Raw genomic sequence first — 25,283 nt, forward strand, 5'->3', positions numbered from 1 at the left:
GTGAAGCAAGTCACACAACGCGCTATCTGTCTCTGAAACATGGGAAATTACGGCCGGAATTTGCGCCACTCCGACCGGTTTGAAACAATTGAAACATTAGATGCTGATTTTGAAATGGCGCTGAAACAATGATACCGTAGAAAAATAGGATGACGATGGACATGGCGAACGATTTTCAGGAAATCGAGAAGGCAAGGGACCTTCTGCGCGATGCAATCGAGTCTCTTAAGGAAGGGTTCGCCCTTTATGATGACGACCGTCGCCTGCTCATGTTCAACCAGCGCTATGCCGAGATGAACAAGGGTGTCGCGGACCTGTTAAAGCCCGGACTAGACTGGGAAATCCTAATGCGGGAAACAGCGCGGCGCGGGATTTATGCTGACGCCATCGGCAATGAAGAACAGTGGGTCTCGGATCGATTGGCCAACGGGATCGAGTTCATTCAGGATTATGAACTGGCCGAAACGGACGGTCGAACTTATCTGGTGTCGGTCCATCCCACCAATCTTGGCGGCTTTGTTGTTACGCGCGAGGATATTACTGATCGGAAGCAGGCCGAGGCTGAAGAACGCGACGGAGACCTTCTGATCAGGAAGGTGCTGGATGCCAGTTCTGCGGTCGTGACGATGGCGCGCATTGGCGATGGTCAGATCCTGTATCGCACACCCGCCGCCCTTCAGATGTTTGGCGCCTCCAAGTTCGCGCGGGAGCATTACGCCAAGCCTGAGGAGCGCGCGGATTTTGTGACCTTGCTGTTGGCGGATGGTCATGTCGAAAACTTCAAGCTCGATTTGTGCAATGCCAATGGAAAGATTTTTCCAGCCTCAATTTCGTCGCAGCTGATCGATTACAAAGGCGAAGAAGTAATCGTAACCAGTATAATTGATCTCACGGTTCAGCAGGAAGCCGATGCTTTGATCAGGCAGGTGATGGAAGCGTATCCCGCCGCGATCAACATGACGCATGCAGAGACTGGTGAAGTCCTGTTTGCAACGCCGGAAATAAAGGCTCTGTTTGGTCCTGCCCGCAGTGCCAAATCTTACTACGCTGATCCGACAGAACGTCAGCGATACCTGAAAGACCTTCGCGAAGCTGGATCTCTCAAAGATCGGCGGATGGAGTTTGTTGATGCAAATGGAAGAAAGTTTTGGGCTGCAGATTCTTCCCGCCTGATCGAATTCAACGGCGAAGAAGTCATCGTCTCGAACACACGAGATCTGACAGATGAACTGGCGATTGAAGAGGAGCTTGAAAAACAACGCGAGATGCTATTCCAGAATGAGAAGATGTCAGCGCTTGGCGAACTTCTTGCTGGCGTGGCCCATGAACTGAACAACCCGCTTTCGGTGGTTGTCGGGCATTCTCTCATGCTGAAAGAGGAAATCACCGACCCAGACATGACTGCCCGGATCGAGAAGATCAGCAATGCGGCCGAGCGCTGTGCGAAAATCGTTAAAACATTCCTGGCAATGGCACGCCAGCAACCCAGCAATATCGAGGATGTTGATGTCGCCGGGCTGATCACGACTGCGGCGGATGTCGTTGGGTATGGCACGCCATCAGATGGAATCCGCGTCGTGCAGAAAATTCCTGCCGATTTGCCACCGGTTGCCGCGGATGCCGATCAGATCACCCAAGTTATCATCAATCTGATTATTAATGCGGAACAGGCCATGAGGTCATCTGGGCGCGGTGACCTGATCGAGCTTTCAGCGCGGCCGAAGTTTGATTCAGGCATGGTCGAGTTGACGGTAAAGGACAATGGCCCGGGAATCCCCAAGGCTATTCGTGCCCGAATCTTTGAACCGTTCTTCACCACCAAGGAAGTTGGGGAAGGCACCGGTATTGGTCTCGCGTTTTGCCACAGGATCATACTGTCTCATGGCGGTCAGATCCGGCTTGATCAGAGCGACAGTACTGGCACCTGTATGCGGATCTTGCTGCCTATCGGGGCACAGAGCGAGTTTATGGAAGATGAGCCGAAAGATTCAATTTCTTCTTCACTGTCTTTGAAGGCATTGGTGGTGGATGATGAAGTTGAAGTTGGTGAGCTGCACGCAGAGATTCTGAGAAGAGAAGGTTTTGACGTCGATTTCGTCTCATCCGGTGAGGAAGCATTGCGCAATCTTCGCTCACAAAACTATGACGTATTCCTGAGTGACTTGAATATGCCGGGTGTTGATGGACGAAAGATCTATCAGGCTCTGGTTGCCGAATTTCCGCACATGCTGAACAGAACGGCCTATGTGACCGGGGATACGATGGGGCAGGCTTCGCAAGCATTGCTTGGTGAATCCGGCTTGCCTCATCTCGAGAAACCCGTTTCGCCTTTGGAACTCAGAACCCTCGTTGGCAATTTGCTTGCCGAAGGGAAGGAAGCAACCGATGGATGAAAAGAGAACGCATATCCTGGTGTGCGATGACGAAGTCGATGTGCGTGAAATGCTTCAGGAATATCTGGGCAAGCGTGGATATGAGGTTTCGGCAGCATCCGGCGGAGATGAGCTGAGGCAGATACTGTCTGCGAACGGGGTCGACGTCATTGTCATGGATATCAACATGCCAAAGGAAGATGGCCTTTCAATACTTCGATCCTTGCGCCCTGAGAACACTACACCGGTTATCATGTTGACTGCAGCAGGCGACGTTATCGATCGCATCGTCGGATTGGAGATGGGCGCAGATGATTATCTGGGCAAACCTGTTGACCTTCGGGAACTCGAAGCCCGGATCAAGGCGATACTCCGGCGCGAAGCAATACATGAAACGGCGACCAAGGAAGCCCCTGACATCAACGGAGCACCATTTGGCGATTTTACATTGGACAAAGACGCGGCCAAACTTCTGGCGGCTGATGGTTCCGAGGTTCAGCTGACCGCTATGGAATACAACCTGATCAAGGTATTCGCCGAAAACAAGGGACGCGTTCTGAACCGCGACCAGCTGCTTGAACAGGCCCATGATCGATCCTGGGATCCATTTGATCGCAGTATCGACATCAGGATTTCCCGGCTTCGCCGAAAACTTGAAACCAACCCGGAAAAGCCCGAGATCATCAGAACCGTGCGTGGCATCGGATATCTGTATGACCCAAAGTGAAGGCACGATTTTGACGAGTTGATTGCGAGCTTTGACGGGGATAATCACCAAAGAAACGAATTGGCTGCGTGCAGAACCCTTCCGTAATCGTTACGAAGTTTGCCCAAGAGCCGTTCTGTGGTCCATTGTAGCGATACGCCAGTCTTAGAAAGGACACGCACTGGTAAGTCGACCACTCTGGGGCAATCGATATGCTATCAATCTCCGAACTACCCGAGATAGACTTTTCATCGGAAGCGTATCAGAAGCGACCGTTTCAAACCCTTGCTGAGCATGCACGGAAATGGCGCATCGCCCGTAGTAAACGCGGCGTGGAAATTTTGGACTATGACATTTGCAGGAACATGATCCTGGATCGTCGATTTGGCACAGGACATCCAAAGTTGATGCATCTGTTGGGCCTGCCGGAAGGACGTGCGCTAAATTACAAACGTGAGTCCATATCCTTCTACAACCGCGGTGATAAACGGCGCAAATTACGACAGCCGATAGCGCGCCTGATGAGCCCGCACGCCTCTGAGGCGTTCCGGCAAGACATTAAGGATGTTGTCGCTGACATCATTTCTGACATCCCGACGCATACCAGAGTTGACCTGATCGAGGCACTTTGTGATCCTACGCCATCTCGGGTTTATTGTTATTGGGTCGGCGCCGACAAAGACGACGCGCCTTATATCGCCAAGACGTCACACACAGTTCAGCAAGTTCATACGCGAGATCCGGAAAAGACGCCGGAAATTGTCGATGCGTTTGAAAGCCTGCTTGATTATGCGGACGCACGGATTGCTGCCGCGCGCGAAGCCCCTTCTGACAACCTGATTTCGGATTTGGTCCGGGCAGCAGACGCCGGTGAGTTTACGGATGACGATCTTCGGAATTGGGTTATCAAACTGGCAGAGGCGAATACCGACAACTCCTCTCATCAAATCGCGAGTACCATTATCGAACTGGCGTCACGCCCCGCTATCTGGCAAAGGCTGCGCGAAGATCCTGACGCAATTCCGATTGCCGTGAACGAAGTTATGCGTATCCACCCACGGTCAATCTCAACCTCTCGCGAAGCACTGGAGGACGTAGAAATCGATGGCGTGCATATCGCCAAGGGCACACCGGTCTTTGCAAATATCGGGGCCGCCCATTGGGATGAGCGCTATTACCCGGAGCCTGAAAAATTTTCTCTCGAACGTGCTGGGCAGCCAGCTCATTTGAATTTCGGGGGTGGTGTATTTTCTTGCCTAGGGCGCTACGCGATCACAATCGAAGTTGAAGAAGTTGTCCGATATATGACTCAATCCTTTCCGCGTATCAGGTTGGATAAGGCAGAATTCAGTCATTCACCGATGTTCACAAATGTGACCGATCTACATGCGACACTTGCTCCTCTGAGCTGATCAATGCGCATTTCAAAGAATTGAAAAACATACTCCCAAGGTTGTTGTCAGCCGATACCACATCCGCCAAGGTGCACATTCTACTCATCAAATGCAGGGGCACCCATGTTGCAACTCTCAGAGCGAAAAGAATTTGCGGTTATGACTTGCCAGGAAGCGGGAAAAGTCTCGGCCGGGTATTTCGCAAATCGGGATGCGTTGCTGGTCGACCAAAAGGGCGCTCAGGATTGGGTGAGTGAGGCAGACCGGAACGTTGAAACCTTTATTCGCGACAAGATCAGGGATGCTTGGCCCGAAGATGGAGTCTTTGGTGAGGAGCATGGTGCAAGCAAAGGGACAAGCGGGTTTGATTGGGTGATCGACCCAATCGACGGGACGACAAATTTTGTTAACGGAATTCCGGCCTGGACCATCGTTCTGGCTGGTGTGTCAAATGCGCAGACCCAGATTGGCGTCATCCATGATCCAAATGTCGACGAAAGCTATGTCGCCGTCCGGGGTGGAGGCGCAACGCTGAATAACGCCCCGATGCGGGTAGCTTCAGGCGTCGCGCTGGAGGAAGGAACAGTAGCAGTTGGATATTCGAACCGCATCGAAGCCCGCCACGTTGTTCCGATTATCGCAGATCTGATCGAACATGGAGCGATGTTTCACCGAAACGCCAGCGGTGCTCTGTCATTGGCCTATGTGGCTGCGGGTCGGCTGCTGGGCTATGTCGAAGAGCATATGAATGCATGGGACTGCTTGGCCGGTCAGTTGATGATCGCGGAAGCTGGCGGCAGGATCGAGGATCAGGATGCCGATGCAATGATCCGCAATGGCGGCCGGGTGATCGCAGGTACACCGGATGTGTTCGACACCCTGCGCGAGATAGCCGAGCGTGCATGGAAGACATGAGAGACTAGTCGAGTGAGCACCACCCGCTTAACGGTTCAAGCGTCTTTAGATCGGCCTGCCAATAGTGGCCTTGCGCGGGTTGATCGTATCTCCGGTCAATGGGACGGCCCGATAAGATGCACCATAGCAGAGTACCGACAGCCCCGTGCGTAACAATGGCAAGGTCGTTGCCATCTTGTTTTTCAACAATCGAAATCGTTGCCCGATGAATGCGTTGTTGAGCCTCTATTGCCGTTTCCCAACCGTGAAAACTGGCAGCCGGGTGGTCAAAGAAAGCATCAGCAGCGGCTTCAAAAGCATCGCGCGGCAGAAAACCGGTGGTGCTGCGGTCATTTTCGCCAAGGTCAGCATTTAGATTTACCGGCAGGTCTCGGGGCGTCGCTAGAATCTCAGCCGTATCGCGGGCCTTTTGCTCGGTGCTGGTCCAGATTTGAGAGACCTCCGAGAAGATCTCGGCATTCGCAAACGCGGAAGCGCGGTGACGCCCTGTTTTACTAAGCCCCCAATCCGTTACAGGAATGTTGGGGTCGATTACGACCTCGGGATGCGTGATGATCAGAAGCTTGGGCATTTATTCGGGCAAAAGCACGGGTCCTTTCTCGGCAAAACCCATCCGAATTTCTGCACCGGGTTCAAGCGGTGCATCCACATCGTCATGCACCGCGAAGACCTGACCGAACGCTCCAGTCAGAGTGTACTCCATGCGAACACCAACATAGGTTGCCTTGGCGACGGTGGCGGCGATGCCCTGCTCGGCGCCGATCACCAGACGCGAGGGTCGGATGGCGACAGTTGCAGGCCCCTGAGGCATATCGCGAGATGACAGCGTGTGGCGGTAGCCCTCGATCTCGATCGTGGCCATATCTCCTTCGACAGAGATGATCTGACAAGCCAGCAAGTTGGCTTCGCCAATAAAATCCGCAACGAAGCGATCATTGGGTGCATCGTAGAGCTGGCGTGGCGTACCGATCTGCGCGATGGCGGCATTCCGCATCACGACAATTTCGTCTGATACCGCCAAGGCCTCTTCCTGATCATGTGTCACATAGACGACCGTCAGGCCAAGGTCCTGTTGGATGGCCCTGATATCTTCTCGGACCTGACGGCGCAGTTTCGCATCAAGGTTGGATAGCGGTTCATCGAACAGCAACACCTGCGGTTCCAACACCAAGGCCCGCGCAACAGCAACACGCTGTTGCTGACCACCGGACAACTCGGAAGGCAAACGGCCATCAAAACCTTTCAGGCCAACCAGCTCCAAACCGTCCAGAGCGCGGCTGCGGGCGTCGTCTTTGGCAAAGCCCGAAAACGTGAGGCCGTACATCACATTCTCAAGTACGCTCATATGGGGAAACAGGGCGTAGGACTGGAACACCATAGACACGTCCCGGTCCGTGGCGGGCAGTTTGGTGACGTCGCGATCCCCGATGGTGATCTTGCCCGAGGTAGCCATTTCGAGCCCTGCGATCATCCTCAAGGTCGTTGTTTTGCCACAGCCTGAAGGGCCCAGCAGCGTGACCAGCTTTCCAGCTTCGACATGCAGGTTGATGTTGTCGACAGCAACGACATCCTTGCCGAACATCTTCGTCACGGACTCGAACCGAACCGGCGCGGCTTTGGACTGCAGGCTCATGTCAAACTCTCCTAAACATTGGTCCGCGACTGCGTCATTCGCCGCCCGATCTTGGTCCGACCCACGATCAGCTGCATCAAGGCAACTACAGACAGCATCACAAAGATCAGCGTCGTGGAATAGGCAATGGCGAGGCCATAGTCGTTATTCTCGACCCGTCCGATGATATAGCTGGTCGCCATGTCATATTCCGCGCTGACCAGAAAGATCACCGCCGAAATCGCAGTCATGGCCCGCACAAAACTATAGACAAGCGCCGCAAGAATTGCCGGGCGCAACAGGGGCAGGATGATCCGGCGGAAAGTCTGCCAGGAATTAGCGCCCAGTGTCAGCGAGGACTCATCCAGACTGCGATCCAGTTGCGACATGCTGGCAATGCCGGCTCGGACGCCCACTGGCATATTGCGGAAGATGAAGCTGACAACAAGGATGACGCCCGTGCCCGTGATCTCGATCGGTGGGACGTTGAAGGCAAGAATGTAGCTGACACCGATCACCGTACCGGGGATGGCAAAGGACAGCATGGTGCCGAACTCAAAGGCGTCTTTACCCGCGAAGCTTTGGCGGGTCAGAAGATAAGCTGTCACCAGGCCCACAGCAGCGGTTAACGGCGCAGCGATTGCGGCGATCGTTATGGTGGTCCAGAAACTATCCCACGCAGCGCCAGTCCAGCGAATACCCTCCGCCTCGAACCGAACTGAGAAGGCAGTGACGTAGTGTTTGAACGTGAGGGAATTATTGACTCCCCACAGTTCAACCACGCTGCCGTAAACGATCATGGCATAGACGACGATGGTAAATACGGCCCAGCCAAGGGCGACAGTCAAAACGGGGATGGAAAGCCCGGTTGGCATCAATGGATGTACGCCAGCGTCACCTTTGCCCGTGACTGTGGTGTAGCTTTTCTTACCTAGCCAGGCACGTTGCGCGTAGAAGGCTGAAAGCGTGAAGAACAGAAGCACCATGGCCAGAACCGCAGCGCGGCCTTGATCGTACTGGGCGCCGACGATGGCAAAGAATATCTCGGTCGATAGCACGTCGAAATTGCCGCCCAGAACCAGTGGGTTGCCGAAATCCGCCATGCTTTCGATGAAGCCCAGAAGGAATGCATTGGCAAGGCCAGGGCGCATCAGCGGCAGGGACACGGTTTTGAACGTCTGCCATCTATTCGCGCGCAATGTCTGGGCCGCTTCTTCCATCGAGGGAGACACCCCTTCAACGACGCCAATCAGCACAAGGAAGGCGATGGGTGTAAATGCCAAAGTCTGAGCAATCAGAACACCTGGCATGCCATACAGCCAGCGAGTGGGTTGGGTGCCGAATAATTCGGCAAAGAACTGCGTTACTGAACCCGACAATCCAAACAGCAGGATCAGCGCTAGGCCGATCACGAACGGTGGCGTGATAATCGGCAGAACCGTCAGTGCGCGCAACGCGCGCTTGTACCGAAAGCCCGAGCGGGTCACGACAAGCGCAAAGCACAAGCCGAGCGCAGTGGTGATGAAGCCGACGAGGATGGCCAGAAACAGTGAGTTCCATGCCGCCCCGCATCGCGCACCCCAGAAACAACCCAACCCCCATAGCCGGTCGTCAAAGAACTTCGAGAAGAAAACTGCGATGGAGTACGCGCCCTCTTCCGTCACAAAGGCAGCGAATAGCATCTTGGCGATGGGAAAGAACACAAACGCGGTAACGATGGTGATCACACCACCGATGGCGCTGACCACGAAGACGTCTCCGTTAATCGCCCCACGTGCGGCGACACCCTGGGTTAGAAGGAACAGAAAACTCGACGCGCAGATCATCGCGCCATAGCCCATGCCGAATTGCCGATCCCCGAGTTCTCCGAACACAGACTCCAGCCAATCGAAATTGTAGCCTCGGATTCCGATGCTAAAGCCTTGTGCGATCAGCCAGCCGAAGCCCAGCGCCCCTGACAGGATCAGAATGCGCGCATAGAGCGGATCTGATTTGGCTCGCCTTAGTACCGAAAGCGGCAACAGTAGAGCGATAAGAAGCGGCGCAAGCCACAGCTTTTCACCCTGCCCGATCAGAAAGGCTGCTGGAGCATAATCTTCGTCGAAAGGGTAGCCGTCCAGAAGCCACTCGAACGACCACAGGCCACCGTCAACCATGTACCACGGCAGCAGGCAGAATCCGACCCACCCGGCGATGACCCAGAAGATCAGAACCGGATGGGTCGTTTTTGTCGTGTCGTCAGTCATTTACTGCGGCAGTACCGAAACCTCTTCGTCCCATTTTTGCAGCAAGCGCTTGCGCTCATCCGACGAGCCGTATTTCTTGAAGTCATAGTCGATCAGCTTGATCTGGCTCATGTCCGGAGCGCTTTCGGACGTCTCGGCGCCTTTGTTTGACGGCACCTGAAATGCGTTGACCTGAAGGGCAAGGTTCTGTGCTTCGGGCGACAACGCCCAGTCATAGAACTTCTTGGCCTCTTCTTCGTTGCGCGCGCCTTCAATGATCGACATCGAACCGATCTCGTAACCGGTCCCCTCGCACGGTGCGACGACTTTGATCGGGAAGCCCGACACGGCCTGCTTAACCGCGTCATGCATAAAGACAATACCGATGGTATTTTCGCCGCGCCCCGCAGCCTTGATCGGGGCCGAGCCCGATTTGGTGTATTGGTTGATGTTCGAATGCAGGCCTTTCATGTAGTCAAAGCCCTCATCCTCGCCAAAAATCTGCACCATTGAGGCAAGTGTCGTGTAGGCCGTACCTGACGAATTTGGGTTCGCCATCTGAACATGACCCTTGTATTCGGGCTTCAAAAGATCCTTCCAGCACGCCGGCTCGGGCAGGTTGTTTGCGGCGACAAGATCGGCATTGTAGCCGTAACCAAGCGCACCGGAATAGATGCCGATGGTTCTGTTACCGGCACTTTCAGCCTGAGAAATCGCCCAGTCATGAAGCTGATCGCGCATGGGCGAGACGTATTCCATTGTCAGACCCTCTTCTGCGGCCTGAAGATGCGGATCACCGGTGCCACCCCACCAGACATCGCCCTTAGGGTTGGAGCTTTCAGCACGAATCTGAGCAAATGTCTCACCCGAGGATTTACGTGTCATGTTGACGTCGATGCCGGTCGCATCTTCAAAGCTGCGCGCCATCAGCTGGCACCAATCCTCTTGAGCAGAGCAATAAAGAGTCAGCTTGTCTGCTTGGGCTGCTGACATTGAAGCTGCAAGGGCGATTAGCGAGCCCAATGCGGTAGACGTAAATCTCTTCATTATTTTCTCTCCCTGTTTGGTTCATTGCGTCCGGTTTTCCCGGTGTATTATGTGCTTTTTCCTTCAGACTTTCGTTGTTCCTCGAACGTGGCCATCGCGCATTCTGTATGTCCGTTCAATTACCGTTCTCTGCGATGCCAACCAGCCAATCCATACATTGATCCGGGACTTCGAAAGAGGCAATGTTTTCCGAAGTCTCACAACAATATGAGGGTTTTGCAACAGAAATAGTTGCAAAACGCCCGAAACACCACAAAGGTGAATATGAAGCCGAGTCGGGTTGCCGGATGTCCAAAACAGAAACACGCGGGATGAGGTCTGAAAAAAGTCAGGCTCGGGTTAAAAAATCCGATCGCCGTCGAGAGATCCTGCTTGAACTGAAGTTGCGCCCGCATGTCCGGATCAGTGAGCTGGCGCAGCGGTTCAATGTGTCGGCAGAAACCGTGCGCCGGGATTTCGATGCCTTGTCAGAAGACGGGCTGATCGCACGCGCACATGGCGGGGCATCTGCGCCTACACAGGGACGATATCCAAGTCTTGATGAACGGACCAATGCGCGTACGGAGGAGCGTGAACGAATTGGAAGATGTGCGGCCGCGCTGATTCAGGATGGCGATACGGTGATGATTGATTCCGGTTCGACCACGGTTGAGATGGCGCGCGCGCTTTCTTATCAGGGAACTGAGTGCACGGTGATAACAAACTCAATCCCCGTAGCGATGACACTCGGCCATTCGCCCACCCAGGTTCTCTTGTGCCCAGGCGAGTATCTTGCCGAGGAATCGGCCATTATCGGCACTGATACGCTCGAATACCTGTCCCGTTTCAATGTCGATCAATGCATGATCGGGGCATCCGGAATTTCGGCCGAGGGCCCGTCTGAGACCGTGCAGGGGTTTGCTGCGGTCAAACAAAAGATGTTGGCGCGATCAGCAAAACGGCATTTGCTGATTGATTCAGAAAAATTCGGGCGCAAAGGCCTGTCGCAGGTAGGTGATCTTGATGGGCTGGATTCCATCATTACCGACACAAAGCCGAGAGGTGATTTGCTGGGCTCTATCAATGCAGCCGGCGTTGCCATTCTTATCGGAGAATCCATTTCAAAGAACGACTAACTGTGGACAGTGACGGCCACGCATAACTGGGAGGAATAATATGAATATTGACGTGAAATTACTGATCGGAGCATCAGCATTTGCACTTTTGTCGTTGGGCGGGGCTGCGTCGGCTCAGGATTGTCCGCGCGGTGATCTGGATGAACGGTTCTGCGATGCCGACGGTGATCTGATCGCGGACATCCCCACCGATCCTTCCGAACAGATCGATCCCGACACATTGATCTTCGCCTACACTCCGGTCGAGGACCCAGCCGTTTACAAAACCGCGTGGTCGGACTTTCTTGACCATTTGAAAGCTGAAACCGGTAAAGATGTTGTCTTTTTCCCGGTTCAGAACAACGCCGCCCAGATCGAGGCGATGCGGTCTGGACGCCTGCATATCGCGGGTTTCAACACTGGTTCGAACCCGCTGGCGGTGAACTGCGCCGGGTTCCGTCCTTTCACGATCATGGCCTCAAAAGATGGTAACTTCGGGTATGAAATGGAGATCATTACCTATCCAGGCTCTGGCATCGAAAAGGTCGAGGACATCAAGGGCAAGCAACTGGCCTTTACTTCACCCACTTCGAACTCGGGTTTCAAGGCACCGTCGGCTATTCTGAAAAGCGACTTTGATCTGTTGCCCGAACGTGATTTCGAACCAGTCTATTCCGGCAAACATGACAACTCGATCCTCGGTGTGGCCAACAAGGACTATCTGGCTGCTTCGATCGCAAACTCGGTCAAATCGCGGATGATCTCGCGAGATGTGATCAACGAAGACGACGTCATCACGATCTACAAGTCGCAGACTTTCCCGACGACGGGCTTTGGCACCGTGTACAACCTGACTCCGGAACTGCAGGAGAAAATCCGCAACGCTTTCTTTAGCTTTGAATGGGACGGCACGACGCTCGAGGCTGAGTTCTCAAAATCGAACGAAGGCCAGTTCCTCGAAATGACCTATCAGGAATTCTGGGACGTGATCCGCAAGATTGATGCGGCAAACGGCGTTTCCTACGCCTGCCAATAATCCGATACTATAATGACGGGCCCCTACGGGCCCGTCTCAACCCTTACAGGGGTATTAAATGCTGCGGCTTCAAGAGCTTACTAAAACTTATAAAACCGGAGATAAGGCCCTAAAGGCGATCAATCTTGAGGTGCCCAAGGGACAGGTGCTTGCTTTGATCGGGCCATCCGGTGCAGGCAAATCCACGATGATCCGCTGCATCAACCGACTGGTTGAGCCGACAAGTGGCGCTGTCATGCTAGATGATACCGACCTGACCAAACTTGGCTCAGGCGGGTTGCGCAAAGCGCGACGCGAAATGGGTATGATCTTTCAAGAATATGCGCTCGTTGAACGCCTGACGGTTATGGAAAACGTCCTGTCAGGGCGGTTGGGATATGTCGGCTTTTGGCGCAGCTTCCTGCGGCGATACCCTCAATCTGATGTCGATGAAGCCTTTCGTCTGCTGGATCGGGTCGGACTGCTGCATATGGCAGACAAACGTGCGGATGAACTGTCGGGCGGTCAGCGTCAGAGGGTCGGCATCTGCCGCGCTCTGATTCAGAACCCCAAACTTTTGCTGGTGGACGAGCCAACTGCCTCGTTGGACCCCAAAACCAGCCGTCAGATCATGCGCTTGATTACCGAGCTTTGTCAGGAACGCGGATTGGCAGCAATCATCAACATTCACGACGTGGCGCTTGCGCAGATGTTCGTGCCGCGTGTCGTGGGCCTTCGATTTGGCGAGATCGTGTATGACGGCCTCCCCACCGGTCTTACCCCCGACAAACTAACCGAAATCTACGGTGAAGAAGACTGGGAAGCCACGATTGAAAAAGTGGACGATGACGAAGAGATCGAGGCCGCAGAATGAGCCACACCGAACTTGATGACGTTCTTGGCAAGGGGTGGCGTAAACCACCGTTTGTTAAGAACGCGATGCTCCGCTGGGCTCTGATTGTAGGTTTTGTCGCCTATCTGATTGCCGCCATTCTGACCATCGAGGTCGATTGGGGTCGGGTTTATGAAGGGCTGGATCGCGGCTGGGCCTTTGTGCTCGCCTTCACCAGCCCCGATTTTGTATCACGCTGGAGCGATATCTGGAGCGGTTTGCTGGAAAGCATTGTCATGACTGTTGCGGCGTCTGTTGTGGGCATCCTGATTTCGATTCCGATCGGGCTGGGTGCTGCACGCAACATCGCTCCTCTGCCCATCTACGTCATCTGTCGCGGCATTGTCGCCATCAGCCGTGCCTTGCAAGAGATCATTGTAGCGATCCTGTTGGTTGCGATCTTTGGCTTTGGTCCGCTGGCAGGTTTCCTAACGCTCTCATTCGCCACCATCGGGTTTTTGTCGAAACTTCTGGCTGAAGATATCGAGGCCATGGACAAAGTGCAGGCTGAAGCCATCAAAGCCTCGGGCGCACGCTGGATGCAGTGGATCAATTACGGCGTGCAGCCGCAGGTCATGCCGCGGCTGGTTGGTCTTTCAATGTACCGGATCGATATCAATTTCCGCGAAAGCGCCATTTTAGGGCTTGTGGGTGCGGGCGGCATCGGAGCGACACTGAACACAGCCTTCGATCGATACGAATACGACACTGCTGCCGCCATACTGATCCTGATTATCGGGATCGTCATGGCGCTCGAATACCTCTCGGGTATCATTCGCGCGAGGGTACAGTAATGCCGGTTCTGGAGCAGGAAGGTACGCAGATTTGGCGCAGGCGAACGACCGGACAAAGCCTTGTTCGCTGGTTTGGCTGGCTTTTGGGCGTCGCAGTTTTTGTCTATTGCTGGCAGATCATCTCGGCGTCGACGACTTGGTTCTTTGTCTGGGATGCACCGCGCATCGCAAATGACATTTGGACCCGTGCGACACCACCAAAATGGGACTATATCACGCAATTGGGGCGTCCGATCTGGGACACGCTGAATATTGCCACGCTCGGCACGATCATCGCCCTGTTTCTTGCCGTACCAGTCGCTTTTCTGGCTGCGCGCAATACCACACCCTCGGCCGTTTTCATCCGGCCTATCGCGCTGCTGATTATCGTTTCAACCCGTTCGATCAACTCGTTGATCTGGGCCCTCCTGCTGATCGCAATCATCGGTCCAGGGGTTTTCGCAGGCGTTATCGCCATCGCGATCCGGTCTATCGGGTTTTGCGCCAAGCTGCTTTATGAAGCCATAGAAGAAATCGACCACACTCAGGTCGAGGCCATAACGGCCACCGGCGCATCGCGCTGGCAGATCATGGCTTATGGCATCGTCCCACAAATTCTGCCCGCCTTTGCAGGCATCGCCGTTTTTCGCTGGGATATCAACATCCGCGAATCCACGGTTCTTGGCCTGGTCGGAGCGGGGGGTATCGGACTGCAACTATCGGCTTCGCTCAATGTCCTGGCATGGCCGCAAGTCAGCCTGATCCTGATTGTCATCCTGATTGCCGTGATGATCAGCGAATGGGTCTCTGCCAAAGTGCGGGGGGCGATCATTTGAGCCAAATCTCGATTGAAGAGGCGTTCGATGCGTACGAAGCTGCGCGGCATCGTCTGCCCTCTGCTGCCGCTACTGGCCAGTCCTTTCGTCGGGTGGAAACACTCGAAGATGTAGCTGATGAGTTTGACGTCTTCCTTTTGGATGCGTTCGGAGTTCTTAACATTGGTGAAACCGCTATCCCCGGTACGCCTGAACGGGTCGCAAATCTAAAGGCCATGGGAAAGCGCGTTCTTGTGGTTTCGAATGCTGCCGGGTTCCCTCATGCGGCATTGATCGAGAAATACACTCGGCTTGGCTATGATTTTGCTTCGCAGGATGTCATCACCAGCCGCGCAACGCTGCTTGCAAATCTTGATTTGCAACGCGATCTGCACTGGGGGTTGATGGCAACACCAAGCACGGGCCTTCGCGATCTGGAAGGTCTGAATCTGACCTATCTGGAAGAAGATCCAACACCCTATGATGCGGTCGACGGATTTTTGATGATTGGGTCTGCCGCCTGGACCGAAGCGCGGCAGGCATTGTTGGAGTCTACTCTGTCAAAGCGGCAGCGACCTGTATTGGTCGGCAACCCGGATATTGTTGCCCCCCGAGAAAGTGGCTTTTCAATTGAACCTGGCCTGTTCGCACATCGCCTCGCCGACCGAACAGGTGTGGTCCCTGAATTCTTCGGAAAGCCGTTCGGCAACATTTTCGATCTGGCATTCAAACGGCTGGGATCCATCGACAAATCCCGCGTTCTGATGGTCGGCGACAGCTTGCATACAGATATTTTGGGCGCAAATGCAGCAGGGATCGCGTCGGCTTTGGTTTCAGGTTACGGTTTTTTTGCCGGACATGATATTGAAACAGCAATCGACAAGGCCGGTATCGTTCCGGACATCATCGTAAGCCGTCCTTGAAACTGGCCGAAACCCCATCGAATGCTATCCATAGGACCGCTAAGACATACCAAACCAAGAGCTGGTCAGAGGCCTATTCGCAAAAATAGAACCTGACCAACAATTGGTGGGTTATGCGTGCCGCTAAAACGTATTGGAAGACGCTCTACTGCGTTTTCAATACTGCCCTAGAATAGCTGCAAGTCCTTCGCGCCACTTTGAATTTCGGCGAAGTTCGGCATGTTCTGCACAACCACAGGAGCCGGAGCGGTGCCCGGCATCGCGACTGTTGGTTTCGCAACAGCCGCTTTACCAAAGGCGGGTTTCTCCAGCTCTCCTCGGATATCGCGCAGCAACGTTTTGTGATCTGGCATTGATTTGAGGATCTGCGCGAGGTCCATTTTCGCACCTTTCCACCACTGGAACCAAATCGGTTTCTTCAACGGCCGAATGCGATCGCGTATGCCCGTGCCATAGCCGGTATCATAAACCTGCTTGCCCAAAAGGACGGTCTGATAAACGCGGAAGTTGAACAGCGTTGCAAACTCGATATCGTGTTCCATCGGCAGACGGTGCTGCCACAGCTCTAGGTTCTCAGCCAACCGATCCGGGATTTTCATCTCGGTGCGGGCGTCGATCCAGTATTGATCATCGGTGCGGTTGCCCAATCGGTAGTGCAGACAGATGAAATCTAGAACTTCGTCGTAGAGCTTGTTCATTTGACGGTTATACCGATTGCGCAGCGCTGGCTCGATATCGCGTGTCGGCAAATGCTCAGCGAACCAGCGTATTGCATGATCGATCATATGGATTGCGGTACTTTCAAGCGGTTCTATGAAGCCACCGGACAGACCGATCGCAAGACAGTTCTTGACCCATGCATTGCGTACGCGGCCGACGCGCATCGGGATCACGCGGGGAGTCAGACCCTTGCCGCTATCACCCAGCCACTCCAGATATTCATCCGCCGCTTGATCATCGGTACGATGCGCCGATGAATACACATAGCCCGTGCCCACGCGATTGTAGAGTGGCACCCGCCACGTCCAACCTGCACCAAGCGCCGTCGACCGCGTGACGCTTTCGATCTTCTCCGGATCGGGATGTTCGATCTGCAATGCCATGGCGCGATCGTTGGGCAGGTATTCGGAATAATCCATAAATGGCTCGCCCAGCGCCTGATTGATGATCAACCCGCGGAAGCCGGTGCAATCAATGACCATCTCGATGTCATGGCGGCCCTTGCGCTCTAACATCAAATGACTGACGTTACCGTGTTCATCCAGCTCGACCGATTGAACTTCGTCCTGAATATGTTCAACGCCACGCTTGGTGCAGACTTTGGTCAACATACCCGCAAATTTCACGGCATCCAGATGATAGGCATAGCCAAACCGCTGCTCGAATTCGGGCGCACCTAAGGGCCGCGCCCCTTTGCACAGGCGAGCAAGATCATCATGCGGCGAGATCGATTGCGTAAAATCCCGATCGCCATTGCCAAATCGTAGGAAATACTCGGCTGCTTCCAACCCTTCCAGCAATTGACCATGCGCAAACGGGTTTACATAATCAATGCGATTGCCCTTTGCGTCGTTGTTCCAGTTACAGAACTTCACACCCAGCTTGAATGACGCGTTGGTTTCGCGGAAAAAATCCCTCTCGGCAATACCCGCCTGGCGGAGCGTGACCGGCATACGCGGTACAGTCGCTTCCCCAACGCCCACGGTTGAGATATTGGGGCTCTCGATCAGGCAAATACGCGGACGATCCTTAGGCGCCGAAGTGCGTGAAAACACCATGTCCAAGATCAGCGCGGTCATCCAACCTGCCGTACCACCCCCAACGATGGTGATTTTGCGCAAACGATTATTCATGTTTATTTGTCCCTGTTGGCTCGAGGGGAAATTGCGGCTGCTTCTTGTTTTGTACTGATGTATATTTGGAAGCGTTCCCCGTTGGCTTGGGGGAAACATAACAGCTTTCCTGCGTACAGCCAGAGTCTATGGCAATTCGTTCGACCTGCACTTCCGCTGATCCGGTGCCAGATCCCTAAAATGCCTAATAATATTTTTGTGAAGAGACGTTCATTTTTGTTTGATTGCACTTAGGAAATTCAAGCGTAGTCGCCCAAAGTTTTGCGAGATAATTGCAAGCATGGATTATTCTGCTGTTAGCCCGATCATATTTGCAAGCTCCACTGTTGAGGCTTGCCATGTCTCCCAGTTGATATTTCGGAATTACAGCAATGAACTAATAGCTTGTAACACGAGAAGGGCCGCCCAACGAACCCGTAATTTGAATCTATTGGAACCAAAGTGGCCAACCCTTCAAGGTCTTGTAGGCAGTTTGAGATCAGCTTTGGTTCCGCGCCGGGTCTCCTATGGCGTGATTCAGCACGTTGATCCGGGCCGACTGGATGTAGCATCAATCCTCATTTCTTTCTGTAGCTTAGAGGGCCGGTCGAGGCTTGCTGAATGGAGCCCTTGAGTTGCTCAGGAGAAGCAGTCTGGGTGGCACGGTTGAGATTGGCGTAGACGGCAGAATGTCCAGACGACGCTTTAAGGTGATTTCAGGCGATCACCTAATGGCAAATGGATAGTCGGACTGGCGACGTTCATTCTCCAATTCCCGCTATTGCTCGCGAAGGACTTCACTACCCCGGTATTGTATCTGGTATTGGAAGACTGACCTAAACAGGCCGTTCAGTTCACACGCCTGACTATTGTCCTTGGATCAACGGAGGACGAAAAATCGCCTTAAGTTTTTTTGTCGAAAGAACCTTCATTGCCCCGTTATCTAGCATGACAGCCTCCAACATCCGTCACAGACAGTTGTTCTCGTTCCGCTGCGTTCGCAGCTCCTTCACACCCGAACGTTCATCCCGCAAAAATTGGCTCTGTATCTGAAAAAGATCGCAACACTGGCCCCAAGGCGAGCCGCGTGCTTGAAGCGAGTAACCAAGTATATCGGTTTTCCCAACGTCCGAAAAATTTAATCTTTCAGACACATTCCGGACATCTCACGCAGATACTAAACAGTTACGGCGCGCTTGGAGGATGTCTGATGATTTCTTGAGGGGGTACGAGTGCAGCGCGTCGTACCTTATCCCTCATTTCAGTGTGTGAGGCATTACGCGAGCTTCACAACCGATCCCTGCTTCAAGGAAGTGTCTGCCGCATCTGCCAGTTCCTGCGCCCGTAACCCGTCAACGATACCCGGAGAGGGAGAGGATGCGCGAGACACCGCATCAACGAAGTGTCCCATTTCTGCCCGATAGGCACTTTCATATCGCTCAAGGAAGAAATGTTGCGCGGGGGCTTTCTGAAACCCGGCAGGTGTCGCAATCTCGACCGCATTTTCCAGCATGTTTTCAGCCCGCAACATGCCCTTCTCACCATGAACTTCAATGCGTTGATCATAGCCATAGCTTGCCCGGCGCGAGTTTGAAATCTGGCAAATCTTGCCGCTCGCCGTGGTCAAGGTGACAGCAGCGGTATCGACATCTCCGGCCTTGCCGATCTCGGGGTCGACCAGCGAAGAGCCAACCGCGTAGACGCTGATTGGTTCTTCACCCAGAAGGAAGCGCACCATATCCAGATCGTGGATCATCATATCGCGGAACAGCCCACCCGAGCTTTCGATATAGCTGATTGGTGGCGGCGAGGGGTCGCGGGACAGGATGGTGACGATCTCGACGTTTCCGATTTCGCCGTTGGCGATGCGGGACTGGATATTGGCAAAGCTGGGATCAAAGCGGCGGTTGAAGGCAGTCATGAAGGGCACGCCGGTGGCTTCGACAACTTTGATGCAGTCGCGGATGCGGTTTGCGGACATATCAACTGGCTTTTCGCAGAAGATAGCTTTGCCAGCATTCGCGGCTTTGTGGATCAGATCGTAGTGGGTATCGGTCGGGGTGCCGATGACCACCGCGTCGACATCAGCGCTGTCGATCATTTCTTCTGCCGACAGAACCATCGCGCTGGTTTTGGCGGCCAGCATCTGCGCGGGCTCTTCGAAGGCGTCCGCCACGGCTGCGACACGCGCGCCGTCGATCTGCCCGATGGACCGTGCGTGGACCTGGCCGATGCGACCACAGCCCAGTAATCCGATATTCAGCATATCATGCCCCTTTGAATGCTTGCAGAACCCGGCGGGTCGCCTCGACTACCGGCTCGTGTGTATCTTTCAGTATTTGAACGCGGTCGAACCTGTCCGGATCGGCATTCACGGCCGTTCGCAGGGCATTCCCAAAGGCCATCCGCAATTCGGTTCCAATGTTGAATTTGCAGATTTTCGACCCGCGCGCCAGAGCAGTACGCTGCGCGACGGGCACGCCCGAACCGCCATGGATCACCAGCGGTATCTCGGTAACGGCTTCGATAGCGCGGATGCGGGCCTCGTCCAAGCCACCTTCTTTATTCTGCTGTAGATGGACGTTGCCGACCGAGATGGCCATCGCGTCCACGCCGGTCTCGCGGGCGAATTGTGCGGCCTCATCCGGATCGGTGCCGTCCGAGCCCTCGCCGCCGGAATAGCCAACAAAGCCGATTTCTCCTTCGCAGGAAACACCGGCGGCATGCGCCATTTCGGCAATCGCTGCGGTCTCGGCAATGTTCTGCGCCAATGGTTTGCGCGAGCCGTCGAACATGACCGAGGTGAAGCCACTGTCGATGGCGATGCGGCAGTCTTCATGGGTGTAGCCGTGATCCAGATGGGCCACGACAGGTACGCTTGCCCCCTCGGCCAAATGGCGAAACATCTTGCCCAGAACCGGCAGCGGCGTGTGTTCGCGGCAGGATGGACCGGCTTGCAGGATGATAGGCACGCCTTCGGCTTCGGCGGCGGCCACATAGGCGCGCATATCCTCCCAGCCCAAAGTCACCAGCCCGGCCACGGCATAGCCGCCACGCAGCGCGGGTTGCAGCGCGTCCGATAATGTCACAAGGCTCATTTGAACTTGGCCACCATATCCATGATTCCGGGGATGGTGTGCAGCTGGGCTGCATGCGTCGGTTGGAAGTACTGTTTTAGCGAGCGCTGGCTGAGGCCGCCGAGGATGGTGAAATAGTACATCTCGTACCCCGGCAGAACCGCGCAAGGGTGATAGCCTTTGTCGATCATGATCGTTGAACCATCCATGATGTGATAGGCATCGCCCGGCTTGTTGTCCTCACGCTGGAGCATCTGGATGCCCGAGCCATAGTCGGGCCGGAAGCGGAAATTGTAGGTCTCGTCATGGCGGGTTTCGATCATCTCGCCATCGTCACCTTTGCGGTCGGTGTCGTGTTTGTGGCTAGGAAAGCCAGACCAACCGCCTTGACCCACGGTGAAAAGTTCAGACACCAGCAGGCGACCCACCTTGTCGTGGTGGTTTGCGCCAAGAATGTGTTTGATCTTGCGGTGCGTTTTGGTGTCGTCAGAACCGTATTGAACCAGATCCAGCTCGGGCACGCGGACATCAAAAGGCTCAAGCACGCGGTCGAACTTCGCGCCCGCGATGAAGGTCTCGGTCTCGTCCGTCACGCACGTGACACGAACTTTGGCGCCGACGGGTACATAGACACCTTCGGGGTCGCCATCCCAGACGTCGATGGTGCGGTTGCCGAGGTTGGTATAAATCGCGCCGTCCACATCCACATCCACAGTGCCGGTCGCAGGCACAATGCAAGTCTCATAGCCTGGCACGGCGTATTCGAACACTTCACCCTTTTTCAGTTTGACGATGTTGAAATAGTTCAGCGGCACCAGATCATTGTCGGCGTCGACGATGGGTTTGTTCTGGTTGTCATGGGGCGCGATATGCATCTGCGTCTCCTTTCAGGTATCCGTGGGGCCCGGGTGTCGGGCCAGAAATTCGTCCAGTTCGGGCGTTGTCGGCATGGCCCCGGCACAACCGGGTTTCGACACGACAATGGACGCGCAGGCCGAGCCGCGCAGCACCGCGTCACGCAAGTCATGCCCCGCGGCGATCGAGGCGAGAAGACCGGCCAAGAAGCTATCGCCTGCGCCATTGGGTTTCACGGCGGTGACCGGGTAAATGCCGGTGCGGATCTCTTGCCCGTCGGTCAGGGTGATGGCCCCCTCATGGCCCATCTTGTAGACCACCATCTTGCCGTGGGCGGCCAGTTCGCGAGCTTTGTCCAATCCCTTTTCAATGCCGCCCGCCATAAAGCCGAACTCCTCGTCATTTCCGACGATCAGATCACTTTCGTTACCTGCGCGGGTCAGAACTTCTGATGCCACTTCGGGCGATGGCCAGCTATAGGGGCGATAATCGATGTCGAAGATTACCGGCAATCCTGCAGCGCGCGCATTTTCAAACGCGCGGAACGTAGCCGAGCGTGAAGGTTCCGCCGCAAACACCGTGCCCGCCGTGATCAGGGCCGAGAAAGCGCTATAGTCGACCTCATCCATATCCGCATCGGTCACTTGGAAATCAGCGGCACCGTTGCGGTAGATAACGTTCTGGAAATCTTCGATGCAGCTTTCGTAGACAGCCAAGGACGTACGTGCCTCGCCACCCACAGCACGGACATATCGCGTTTCCACGCCATAATCCCGCAGCCGGTTTACGCAGAACCGCCCCACAGCATCATCAGAGACCGAGGTGACCAGCGCCGCTTGCGATCCCAGCTTCACCAGTCCGGCGCAGATATTGGCGCTCGATCCGCCCAGATCGGCGCGAAACACATTTGCGTCTTCGCTTTTGGTTCCGACCCGATCCGCAAACATGTCCATTCCGGCCCTGCCGAACACGGCAAAGCGGTTACCTTTTATACCTTCGATCAGAGTCACGTGCGTCCCTCGGTATTGCCTGCCCGCGCTGCATCAAGCACCTCGGGGTAGGGATAGTTCAGACCCAGCAACTGCCGCATATCCGGGCTTGCCTGATCAAGGAAGTCCTGTGGCAGCGCAGCAGGCATATCTTCCATCGGCTTGACCCATTTGGGCAGATACTGGATCAGGATCGCGCTGCGGTCGTGATCCGCTTTGTTCGGCATCGCGCAATGCCACGTCACGCCATAGAACAGAGCGACATCACCGGGCTCACCGGTCATCTGCTCGCATTTGTCGAAGAACTTGTCTTCAGGTGTGGGATACCGCAGCTCTTTCTGCGATCCGGGTACATAGCCGGTCGCGCCGCTTTCCTTAGTGAACGGGTCCAGCAAAACCGAGACCTGCGCGTTCATCGGAAATGACCCATTCAGACCCATGGGATGCGTTTCGGGGCTGTGAAAATCCCAATAGGGATAATCGACATGCGGCTCTTGCCCCGGACCGCCTGGTAGGATGCGATTGGCAGCGATCGAGCCCATGATGAACTCGGTCCCCAGAAACTTGCGGAGGATCTTCATCAAAACCGGATGCGCCGCCATGCGGGAAAACACCTCACCCTTCGCCAACAGATTCCAAACCCGTCGCTGCAGGTTCAGTTTGCCATCCTCTTCCGCAGCACCTTGAAAGTGGGTCACTTTCTCGGCCGCCGCCTCGGAATGCTCCATGACGATCGCGCGGGCCTCAGCGATTTCCTCGCGTGTGAACAGGCCTGATATGGCAACCGCTCCGCCGCCATTCAGCAACTCATCAACGACGACGTCAGGATCGGCTGTCTCTGCTGTAAACCGTTTCATCAGATACCCTTACGCTGCTTTTCACGAGTGGTTTCCCATTCAACATGGGCATTGCGCACGTTTTCATCGGCCGAGGTATGAGGGGTTCCAACCTCCCACCAGGCATGGCCTTCGGTTGTCCAACCTTCATAGGCGTCCACATCCATCACGATCACGTAGGTCTTGTCGCTGGCTTTGGCGCGTTTGAATGCCTCGGCCAGCTCCGCTGGGTTCGCCACCTTCTCGGCCGTCGCTCCCATCGAGGTGGCATGGGCCGTGAAATCAACCCCGAAGGGTTCCGGGATGGTCGGGCAATCTTCCAGCAGATTGTTGAAGCTTTCGTTGCCTGTGTTGTTCTGAAGCTTGTTGATGACTGCAAAGCCGCCATTGTCCAGCACCAGAACAATCATCTTTTTACGGCTCAGGACCGAGGAATAGATGTCTGAATTCAACATCATGTACGAGCCGTCACCGCAGAAGGTGATGGTGTCTTTCTCAGGCTCGCGCTCGGATTGGGCAATGCGCGCACCCCAGGCGCCTGCGATCTCATAGCCCATGCAGGAAAAGCCGAACTCGACATCGACTGTACCGATATCCAAAGTGCGCCAGTTGGCTGTAACCTCGGCGGGCAATCCCCCGGCAGCGGCAACCACACGGTCGCGCGTGTCGCACAGTTCGTTCACGACGCCGATGGCTTGAGCGTAGGAATTCGGACGGTTTCCGTAGGAGACATTCTCGGCCACATAGGCATCCCACTTGTGCCGTTCGTCCTGTGCCAGGGATACCCAATCGGATGGCGCAGTGTAATCAACCGCCTGTGTTAGAGCCTGAATTGACAGCTTGGCATCCCCCACGACCGGCAACGACATATGCTTGCCCGCATCATGCCGCGCTGCGTTGATCGAGATGAACTGAGCGTCCTTGTCAAAGGCGGTCCACGATCCGGTTGTGAAATCCTGTAGCCGCGTGCCGACTGCGACGATCACATCGGCCTTTTCTGCAATCGCATTGGCACTGTCTGAACCCGTCACGCCAATCGGGCCGATATTCAGCGGATGGGTTGCCAGCATGTTGGCGCGACCTGCGATGGTTTCGACGACCGGGATCTGGTGCTTCTCGGCAAGCTCAGTCAGTTCGGCGACTGCTTTGGAATACTGAACGCCGCCACCTGCGATGATCATCGGGCGTTTCGCGCCTGCCAGCGCGGCAACCGCATCAGCGATCTCATCCGCATCGGGCGATTGGCGACGAATGCGGTGGACTTTCTTTTCAAAGAACTTCACCGGGTAGTCATAGGTCCAACCCTGCACGTCTTGCGGCAACCCGAGGAAAGCAGGCCCGCAATCGCCCGGGTCCAGCATCGTCGCAATGGCGGCGGGCAGAGATTGAATGACCTGTGCCGGATGCGTGATGCGATCCCAATAGCGGCTGACCGGCTTGAAGGCGTCGTTCACGCCGAAGGTCGGGTCATAGTAGTTTTCCATCTGCTGCAGAACCGGGTCAGGCAAGCGGGTGATGAATGTATCCCCGCACAGCATCAGCATCGGCAAGCGATTGGCATGGGCCAGTCCGGCTGCGGTCAGCAGATTCGCAGTGCCGGGCCCCGCGCTGGCGGTGCAGAACATGAATCGCTGACGCAGCCATTGTTTGGCATAGCCTGCGGCCGCGAATCCCATGCTCTGTTCATTCTGCCCACGATAGAGTGGCAACTCATCCCGCACGGTATTCAGGGCCTCTCCCAGGCAGGTCACGTTGCCATGGCCGAAAATCCCGAAACCCCCGCCACATAAACGATATTCCTGTCCGTCGATCTCGATAAATTGGTTCGACAGCCAGCGAATGATCGCCTGCGCCGTTGTCAGGTAAACAGTGTCATGTTGCGCGGACATGTCTGCGGGCTCCTTTAGGAAA

Annotated in this window: 21 protein-coding genes; 10 read left to right on the forward strand and 11 right to left on the reverse strand. The window is 55.0% G+C overall.

The genetic code is table 11. The features are described 5' to 3' along the window. Window positions 1–161 precede the first annotated feature (161 nt). The 4 genes from ACR0KN_RS14725 to ACR0KN_RS14740 all read left to right on the forward strand — a co-directional run bounded on the left by ACR0KN_RS14725 (window position 162) and on the right by ACR0KN_RS14740 (window position 5,387). Window positions 162–2,393 carry an ATP-binding protein gene (locus ACR0KN_RS14725; RefSeq protein WP_480654586.1) on the forward strand — a complete coding sequence of 744 codons (2,232 nt, stop codon included), beginning with the start codon at window positions 162–164 and terminating at the stop codon, window positions 2,391–2,393. Next, window positions 2,386–3,099: a response regulator gene (locus ACR0KN_RS14730; RefSeq protein ID WP_170542138.1), complete on the forward strand. Its 714-nt coding sequence runs from the start codon at window positions 2,386–2,388 to the stop codon at window positions 3,097–3,099. Before ACR0KN_RS14725 ends, ACR0KN_RS14730 begins: the two co-directional genes overlap by 8 nt. A gap of 344 nt (window positions 3,100–3,443) precedes the next feature. After that, window positions 3,444–4,490 (forward strand): cytochrome P450, encoded by a 1,047-nt coding sequence (locus ACR0KN_RS14735; RefSeq protein ID WP_480654588.1) that lies wholly within the window; start codon window positions 3,444–3,446, stop codon window positions 4,488–4,490. Between the two features lie 105 nt (window positions 4,491–4,595). Then, complete coding sequence (locus tag ACR0KN_RS14740; RefSeq protein ID WP_480654590.1) at window positions 4,596–5,387, forward strand: inositol monophosphatase family protein; 792 nt, start codon at window positions 4,596–4,598, stop codon at window positions 5,385–5,387. A gap of 4 nt (window positions 5,388–5,391) precedes the next feature. Here ACR0KN_RS14740 and ACR0KN_RS14745 read toward each other — a convergent pair whose 3' ends face one another. Genes ACR0KN_RS14745 through ACR0KN_RS14760 form a run of 4 tightly spaced genes read right to left on the reverse strand, consistent with a single transcriptional unit; the run spans window position 5,392 to window position 10,271 of the window. Further along, window positions 5,392–5,958: a histidine phosphatase family protein gene (locus ACR0KN_RS14745; protein WP_480654592.1), complete on the reverse strand. Its 567-nt coding sequence runs from the start codon at window positions 5,956–5,958 to the stop codon at window positions 5,392–5,394. Continuing rightward, window positions 5,959–7,020, reverse strand: coding sequence for an ABC transporter ATP-binding protein (locus ACR0KN_RS14750; protein ID WP_480654594.1), 1,062 nt, complete (start codon window positions 7,018–7,020; stop codon window positions 5,959–5,961). It abuts the gene before it with no gap. Window positions 7,021–7,031: 11 nt separating this feature from the next. Continuing rightward, window positions 7,032–9,245: an ABC transporter permease gene (locus ACR0KN_RS14755; protein ID WP_480654596.1), complete on the reverse strand. Its 2,214-nt coding sequence runs from the start codon at window positions 9,243–9,245 to the stop codon at window positions 7,032–7,034. Next, on the reverse strand, window positions 9,246–10,271 hold the full coding sequence (locus ACR0KN_RS14760; RefSeq protein WP_480654598.1) for an ABC transporter substrate-binding protein: 1,026 nt from the start codon (window positions 10,269–10,271) through the stop codon (window positions 9,246–9,248). It abuts the gene before it with no gap. 287 nt (window positions 10,272–10,558) lie between these two features. Between ACR0KN_RS14760 and ACR0KN_RS14765 the strand changes: the two genes are divergently transcribed. From ACR0KN_RS14765 to ACR0KN_RS14790, 6 genes are read left to right on the forward strand one after another with little or no spacing between them, the layout of a single operon-like run. Beyond that, window positions 10,559–11,386 carry a DeoR/GlpR family DNA-binding transcription regulator gene (locus ACR0KN_RS14765; protein WP_480654600.1) on the forward strand — a complete coding sequence of 276 codons (828 nt, stop codon included), beginning with the start codon at window positions 10,559–10,561 and terminating at the stop codon, window positions 11,384–11,386. Window positions 11,387–11,426: 40 nt separating this feature from the next. Beyond that, the gene (gene phnD, locus ACR0KN_RS14770; protein WP_170471462.1) at window positions 11,427–12,401 is read left to right on the forward strand and encodes a phosphate/phosphite/phosphonate ABC transporter substrate-binding protein; all 975 of its coding nucleotides are present in this window, start codon (window positions 11,427–11,429) and stop codon (window positions 12,399–12,401) included. A gap of 58 nt (window positions 12,402–12,459) precedes the next feature. Continuing rightward, a complete protein-coding gene (gene phnC, locus ACR0KN_RS14775; RefSeq protein ID WP_480654602.1) occupies window positions 12,460–13,254 on the forward strand; it encodes a phosphonate ABC transporter ATP-binding protein in 795 nt (264 codons plus the stop codon). Next, window positions 13,251–14,066 (forward strand): phosphonate ABC transporter, permease protein PhnE, encoded by an 816-nt coding sequence (phnE, locus tag ACR0KN_RS14780; protein ID WP_480654604.1) that lies wholly within the window; start codon window positions 13,251–13,253, stop codon window positions 14,064–14,066. Before phnC ends, phnE (ACR0KN_RS14780) begins: the two co-directional genes overlap by 4 nt. Then, window positions 14,066–14,881 carry a phosphonate ABC transporter, permease protein PhnE gene (phnE, locus tag ACR0KN_RS14785; protein ID WP_170774569.1) on the forward strand — a complete coding sequence of 272 codons (816 nt, stop codon included), beginning with the start codon at window positions 14,066–14,068 and terminating at the stop codon, window positions 14,879–14,881. Before phnE (ACR0KN_RS14780) ends, phnE (ACR0KN_RS14785) begins: the two co-directional genes overlap by 1 nt. Continuing rightward, complete coding sequence (locus ACR0KN_RS14790) at window positions 14,845–15,783, forward strand: TIGR01459 family HAD-type hydrolase (protein WP_170471468.1); 939 nt, start codon at window positions 14,845–14,847, stop codon at window positions 15,781–15,783. The genes phnE (ACR0KN_RS14785) and ACR0KN_RS14790 overlap by 37 nt, the downstream gene beginning before the upstream one ends. Window positions 15,784–15,950: 167 nt before the next feature. Here ACR0KN_RS14790 and ACR0KN_RS14795 read toward each other — a convergent pair whose 3' ends face one another. The 7 genes from ACR0KN_RS14795 to iolD form a co-directional block, all read right to left on the reverse strand. Further along, window positions 15,951–17,636 carry a tryptophan halogenase family protein gene (locus tag ACR0KN_RS14795; RefSeq protein WP_170471469.1) on the reverse strand — a complete coding sequence of 562 codons (1,686 nt, stop codon included), beginning with the start codon at window positions 17,634–17,636 and terminating at the stop codon, window positions 15,951–15,953. A 1,255-nt stretch (window positions 17,637–18,891) separates the two neighbouring features. After that, window positions 18,892–19,881 carry an inositol 2-dehydrogenase gene (iolG, locus tag ACR0KN_RS14800; RefSeq protein WP_480654607.1) on the reverse strand — a complete coding sequence of 330 codons (990 nt, stop codon included), beginning with the start codon at window positions 19,879–19,881 and terminating at the stop codon, window positions 18,892–18,894. A gap of 1 nt (window position 19,882) precedes the next feature. Further along, window positions 19,883–20,713 (reverse strand): class II fructose-bisphosphate aldolase, encoded by an 831-nt coding sequence (locus ACR0KN_RS14805; RefSeq protein ID WP_480654609.1) that lies wholly within the window; start codon window positions 20,711–20,713, stop codon window positions 19,883–19,885. Then, window positions 20,710–21,567 (reverse strand): 5-deoxy-glucuronate isomerase, encoded by an 858-nt coding sequence (locus tag ACR0KN_RS14810; protein WP_170542102.1) that lies wholly within the window; start codon window positions 21,565–21,567, stop codon window positions 20,710–20,712. Before ACR0KN_RS14810 ends, ACR0KN_RS14805 begins: the two co-directional genes overlap by 4 nt. A gap of 12 nt (window positions 21,568–21,579) precedes the next feature. After that, entirely contained in the window at window positions 21,580–22,557 is a 978-nt protein-coding gene (gene iolC, locus ACR0KN_RS14815) for a 5-dehydro-2-deoxygluconokinase (RefSeq protein WP_170471478.1), read from the reverse strand. Continuing rightward, window positions 22,554–23,393: a phytanoyl-CoA dioxygenase family protein gene (locus ACR0KN_RS14820; protein ID WP_480654611.1), complete on the reverse strand. Its 840-nt coding sequence runs from the start codon at window positions 23,391–23,393 to the stop codon at window positions 22,554–22,556. The genes iolC and ACR0KN_RS14820 overlap by 4 nt, the downstream gene beginning before the upstream one ends. Continuing rightward, complete coding sequence (gene iolD, locus ACR0KN_RS14825) at window positions 23,393–25,261, reverse strand: 3D-(3,5/4)-trihydroxycyclohexane-1,2-dione acylhydrolase (decyclizing) (protein ID WP_480654613.1); 1,869 nt, start codon at window positions 25,259–25,261, stop codon at window positions 23,393–23,395. Before iolD ends, ACR0KN_RS14820 begins: the two co-directional genes overlap by 1 nt. Window positions 25,262–25,283: the final 22 nt, after the last annotated feature.

This window comes from Ruegeria sp. AP7, from assembly GCF_056539905.1.

Coding starts and splice junctions, on each gene's coding strand:
- ACR0KN_RS14725 (WP_480654586.1), top strand. CDS start 162: ATGGCGAACGATTTTCAGGAAATCGAGAAGGCAAGGGACCTTCTGCGC.
- ACR0KN_RS14730 (WP_170542138.1), top strand. CDS start 2,386: ATGGATGAAAAGAGAACGCATATCCTGGTGTGCGATGACGAAGTCGAT.
- ACR0KN_RS14735 (WP_480654588.1), top strand. CDS start 3,444: ATGATCCTGGATCGTCGATTTGGCACAGGACATCCAAAGTTGATGCAT.
- ACR0KN_RS14740 (WP_480654590.1), top strand. CDS start 4,596: ATGTTGCAACTCTCAGAGCGAAAAGAATTTGCGGTTATGACTTGCCAG.
- ACR0KN_RS14745 (WP_480654592.1), bottom strand. CDS start 5,958: ATGCCCAAGCTTCTGATCATCACGCATCCCGAGGTCGTAATCGACCCC.
- ACR0KN_RS14750 (WP_480654594.1), bottom strand. CDS start 7,020: ATGAGCCTGCAGTCCAAAGCCGCGCCGGTTCGGTTCGAGTCCGTGACG.
- ACR0KN_RS14755 (WP_480654596.1), bottom strand. CDS start 9,245: ATGACTGACGACACGACAAAAACGACCCATCCGGTTCTGATCTTCTGG.
- ACR0KN_RS14760 (WP_480654598.1), bottom strand. CDS start 10,271: ATGAAGAGATTTACGTCTACCGCATTGGGCTCGCTAATCGCCCTTGCA.
- ACR0KN_RS14765 (WP_480654600.1), top strand. CDS start 10,559: ATGTCCAAAACAGAAACACGCGGGATGAGGTCTGAAAAAAGTCAGGCT.
- phnD (WP_170471462.1), top strand. CDS start 11,427: ATGAATATTGACGTGAAATTACTGATCGGAGCATCAGCATTTGCACTT.
- phnC (WP_480654602.1), top strand. CDS start 12,460: ATGCTGCGGCTTCAAGAGCTTACTAAAACTTATAAAACCGGAGATAAG.
- phnE (WP_480654604.1), top strand. CDS start 13,251: ATGAGCCACACCGAACTTGATGACGTTCTTGGCAAGGGGTGGCGTAAA.
- phnE (WP_170774569.1), top strand. CDS start 14,066: ATGCCGGTTCTGGAGCAGGAAGGTACGCAGATTTGGCGCAGGCGAACG.
- ACR0KN_RS14790 (WP_170471468.1), top strand. CDS start 14,845: ATGGGTCTCTGCCAAAGTGCGGGGGGCGATCATTTGAGCCAAATCTCG.
- ACR0KN_RS14795 (WP_170471469.1), bottom strand. CDS start 17,636: ATGAATAATCGTTTGCGCAAAATCACCATCGTTGGGGGTGGTACGGCA.
- iolG (WP_480654607.1), bottom strand. CDS start 19,881: ATGCTGAATATCGGATTACTGGGCTGTGGTCGCATCGGCCAGGTCCAC.
- ACR0KN_RS14805 (WP_480654609.1), bottom strand. CDS start 20,713: ATGAGCCTTGTGACATTATCGGACGCGCTGCAACCCGCGCTGCGTGGC.
- ACR0KN_RS14810 (WP_170542102.1), bottom strand. CDS start 21,567: ATGCATATCGCGCCCCATGACAACCAGAACAAACCCATCGTCGACGCC.
- ACR0KN_RS14820 (WP_480654611.1), bottom strand. CDS start 23,393: ATGAAACGGTTTACAGCAGAGACAGCCGATCCTGACGTCGTCGTTGAT.
- iolD (WP_480654613.1), bottom strand. CDS start 25,261: ATGTCCGCGCAACATGACACTGTTTACCTGACAACGGCGCAGGCGATC.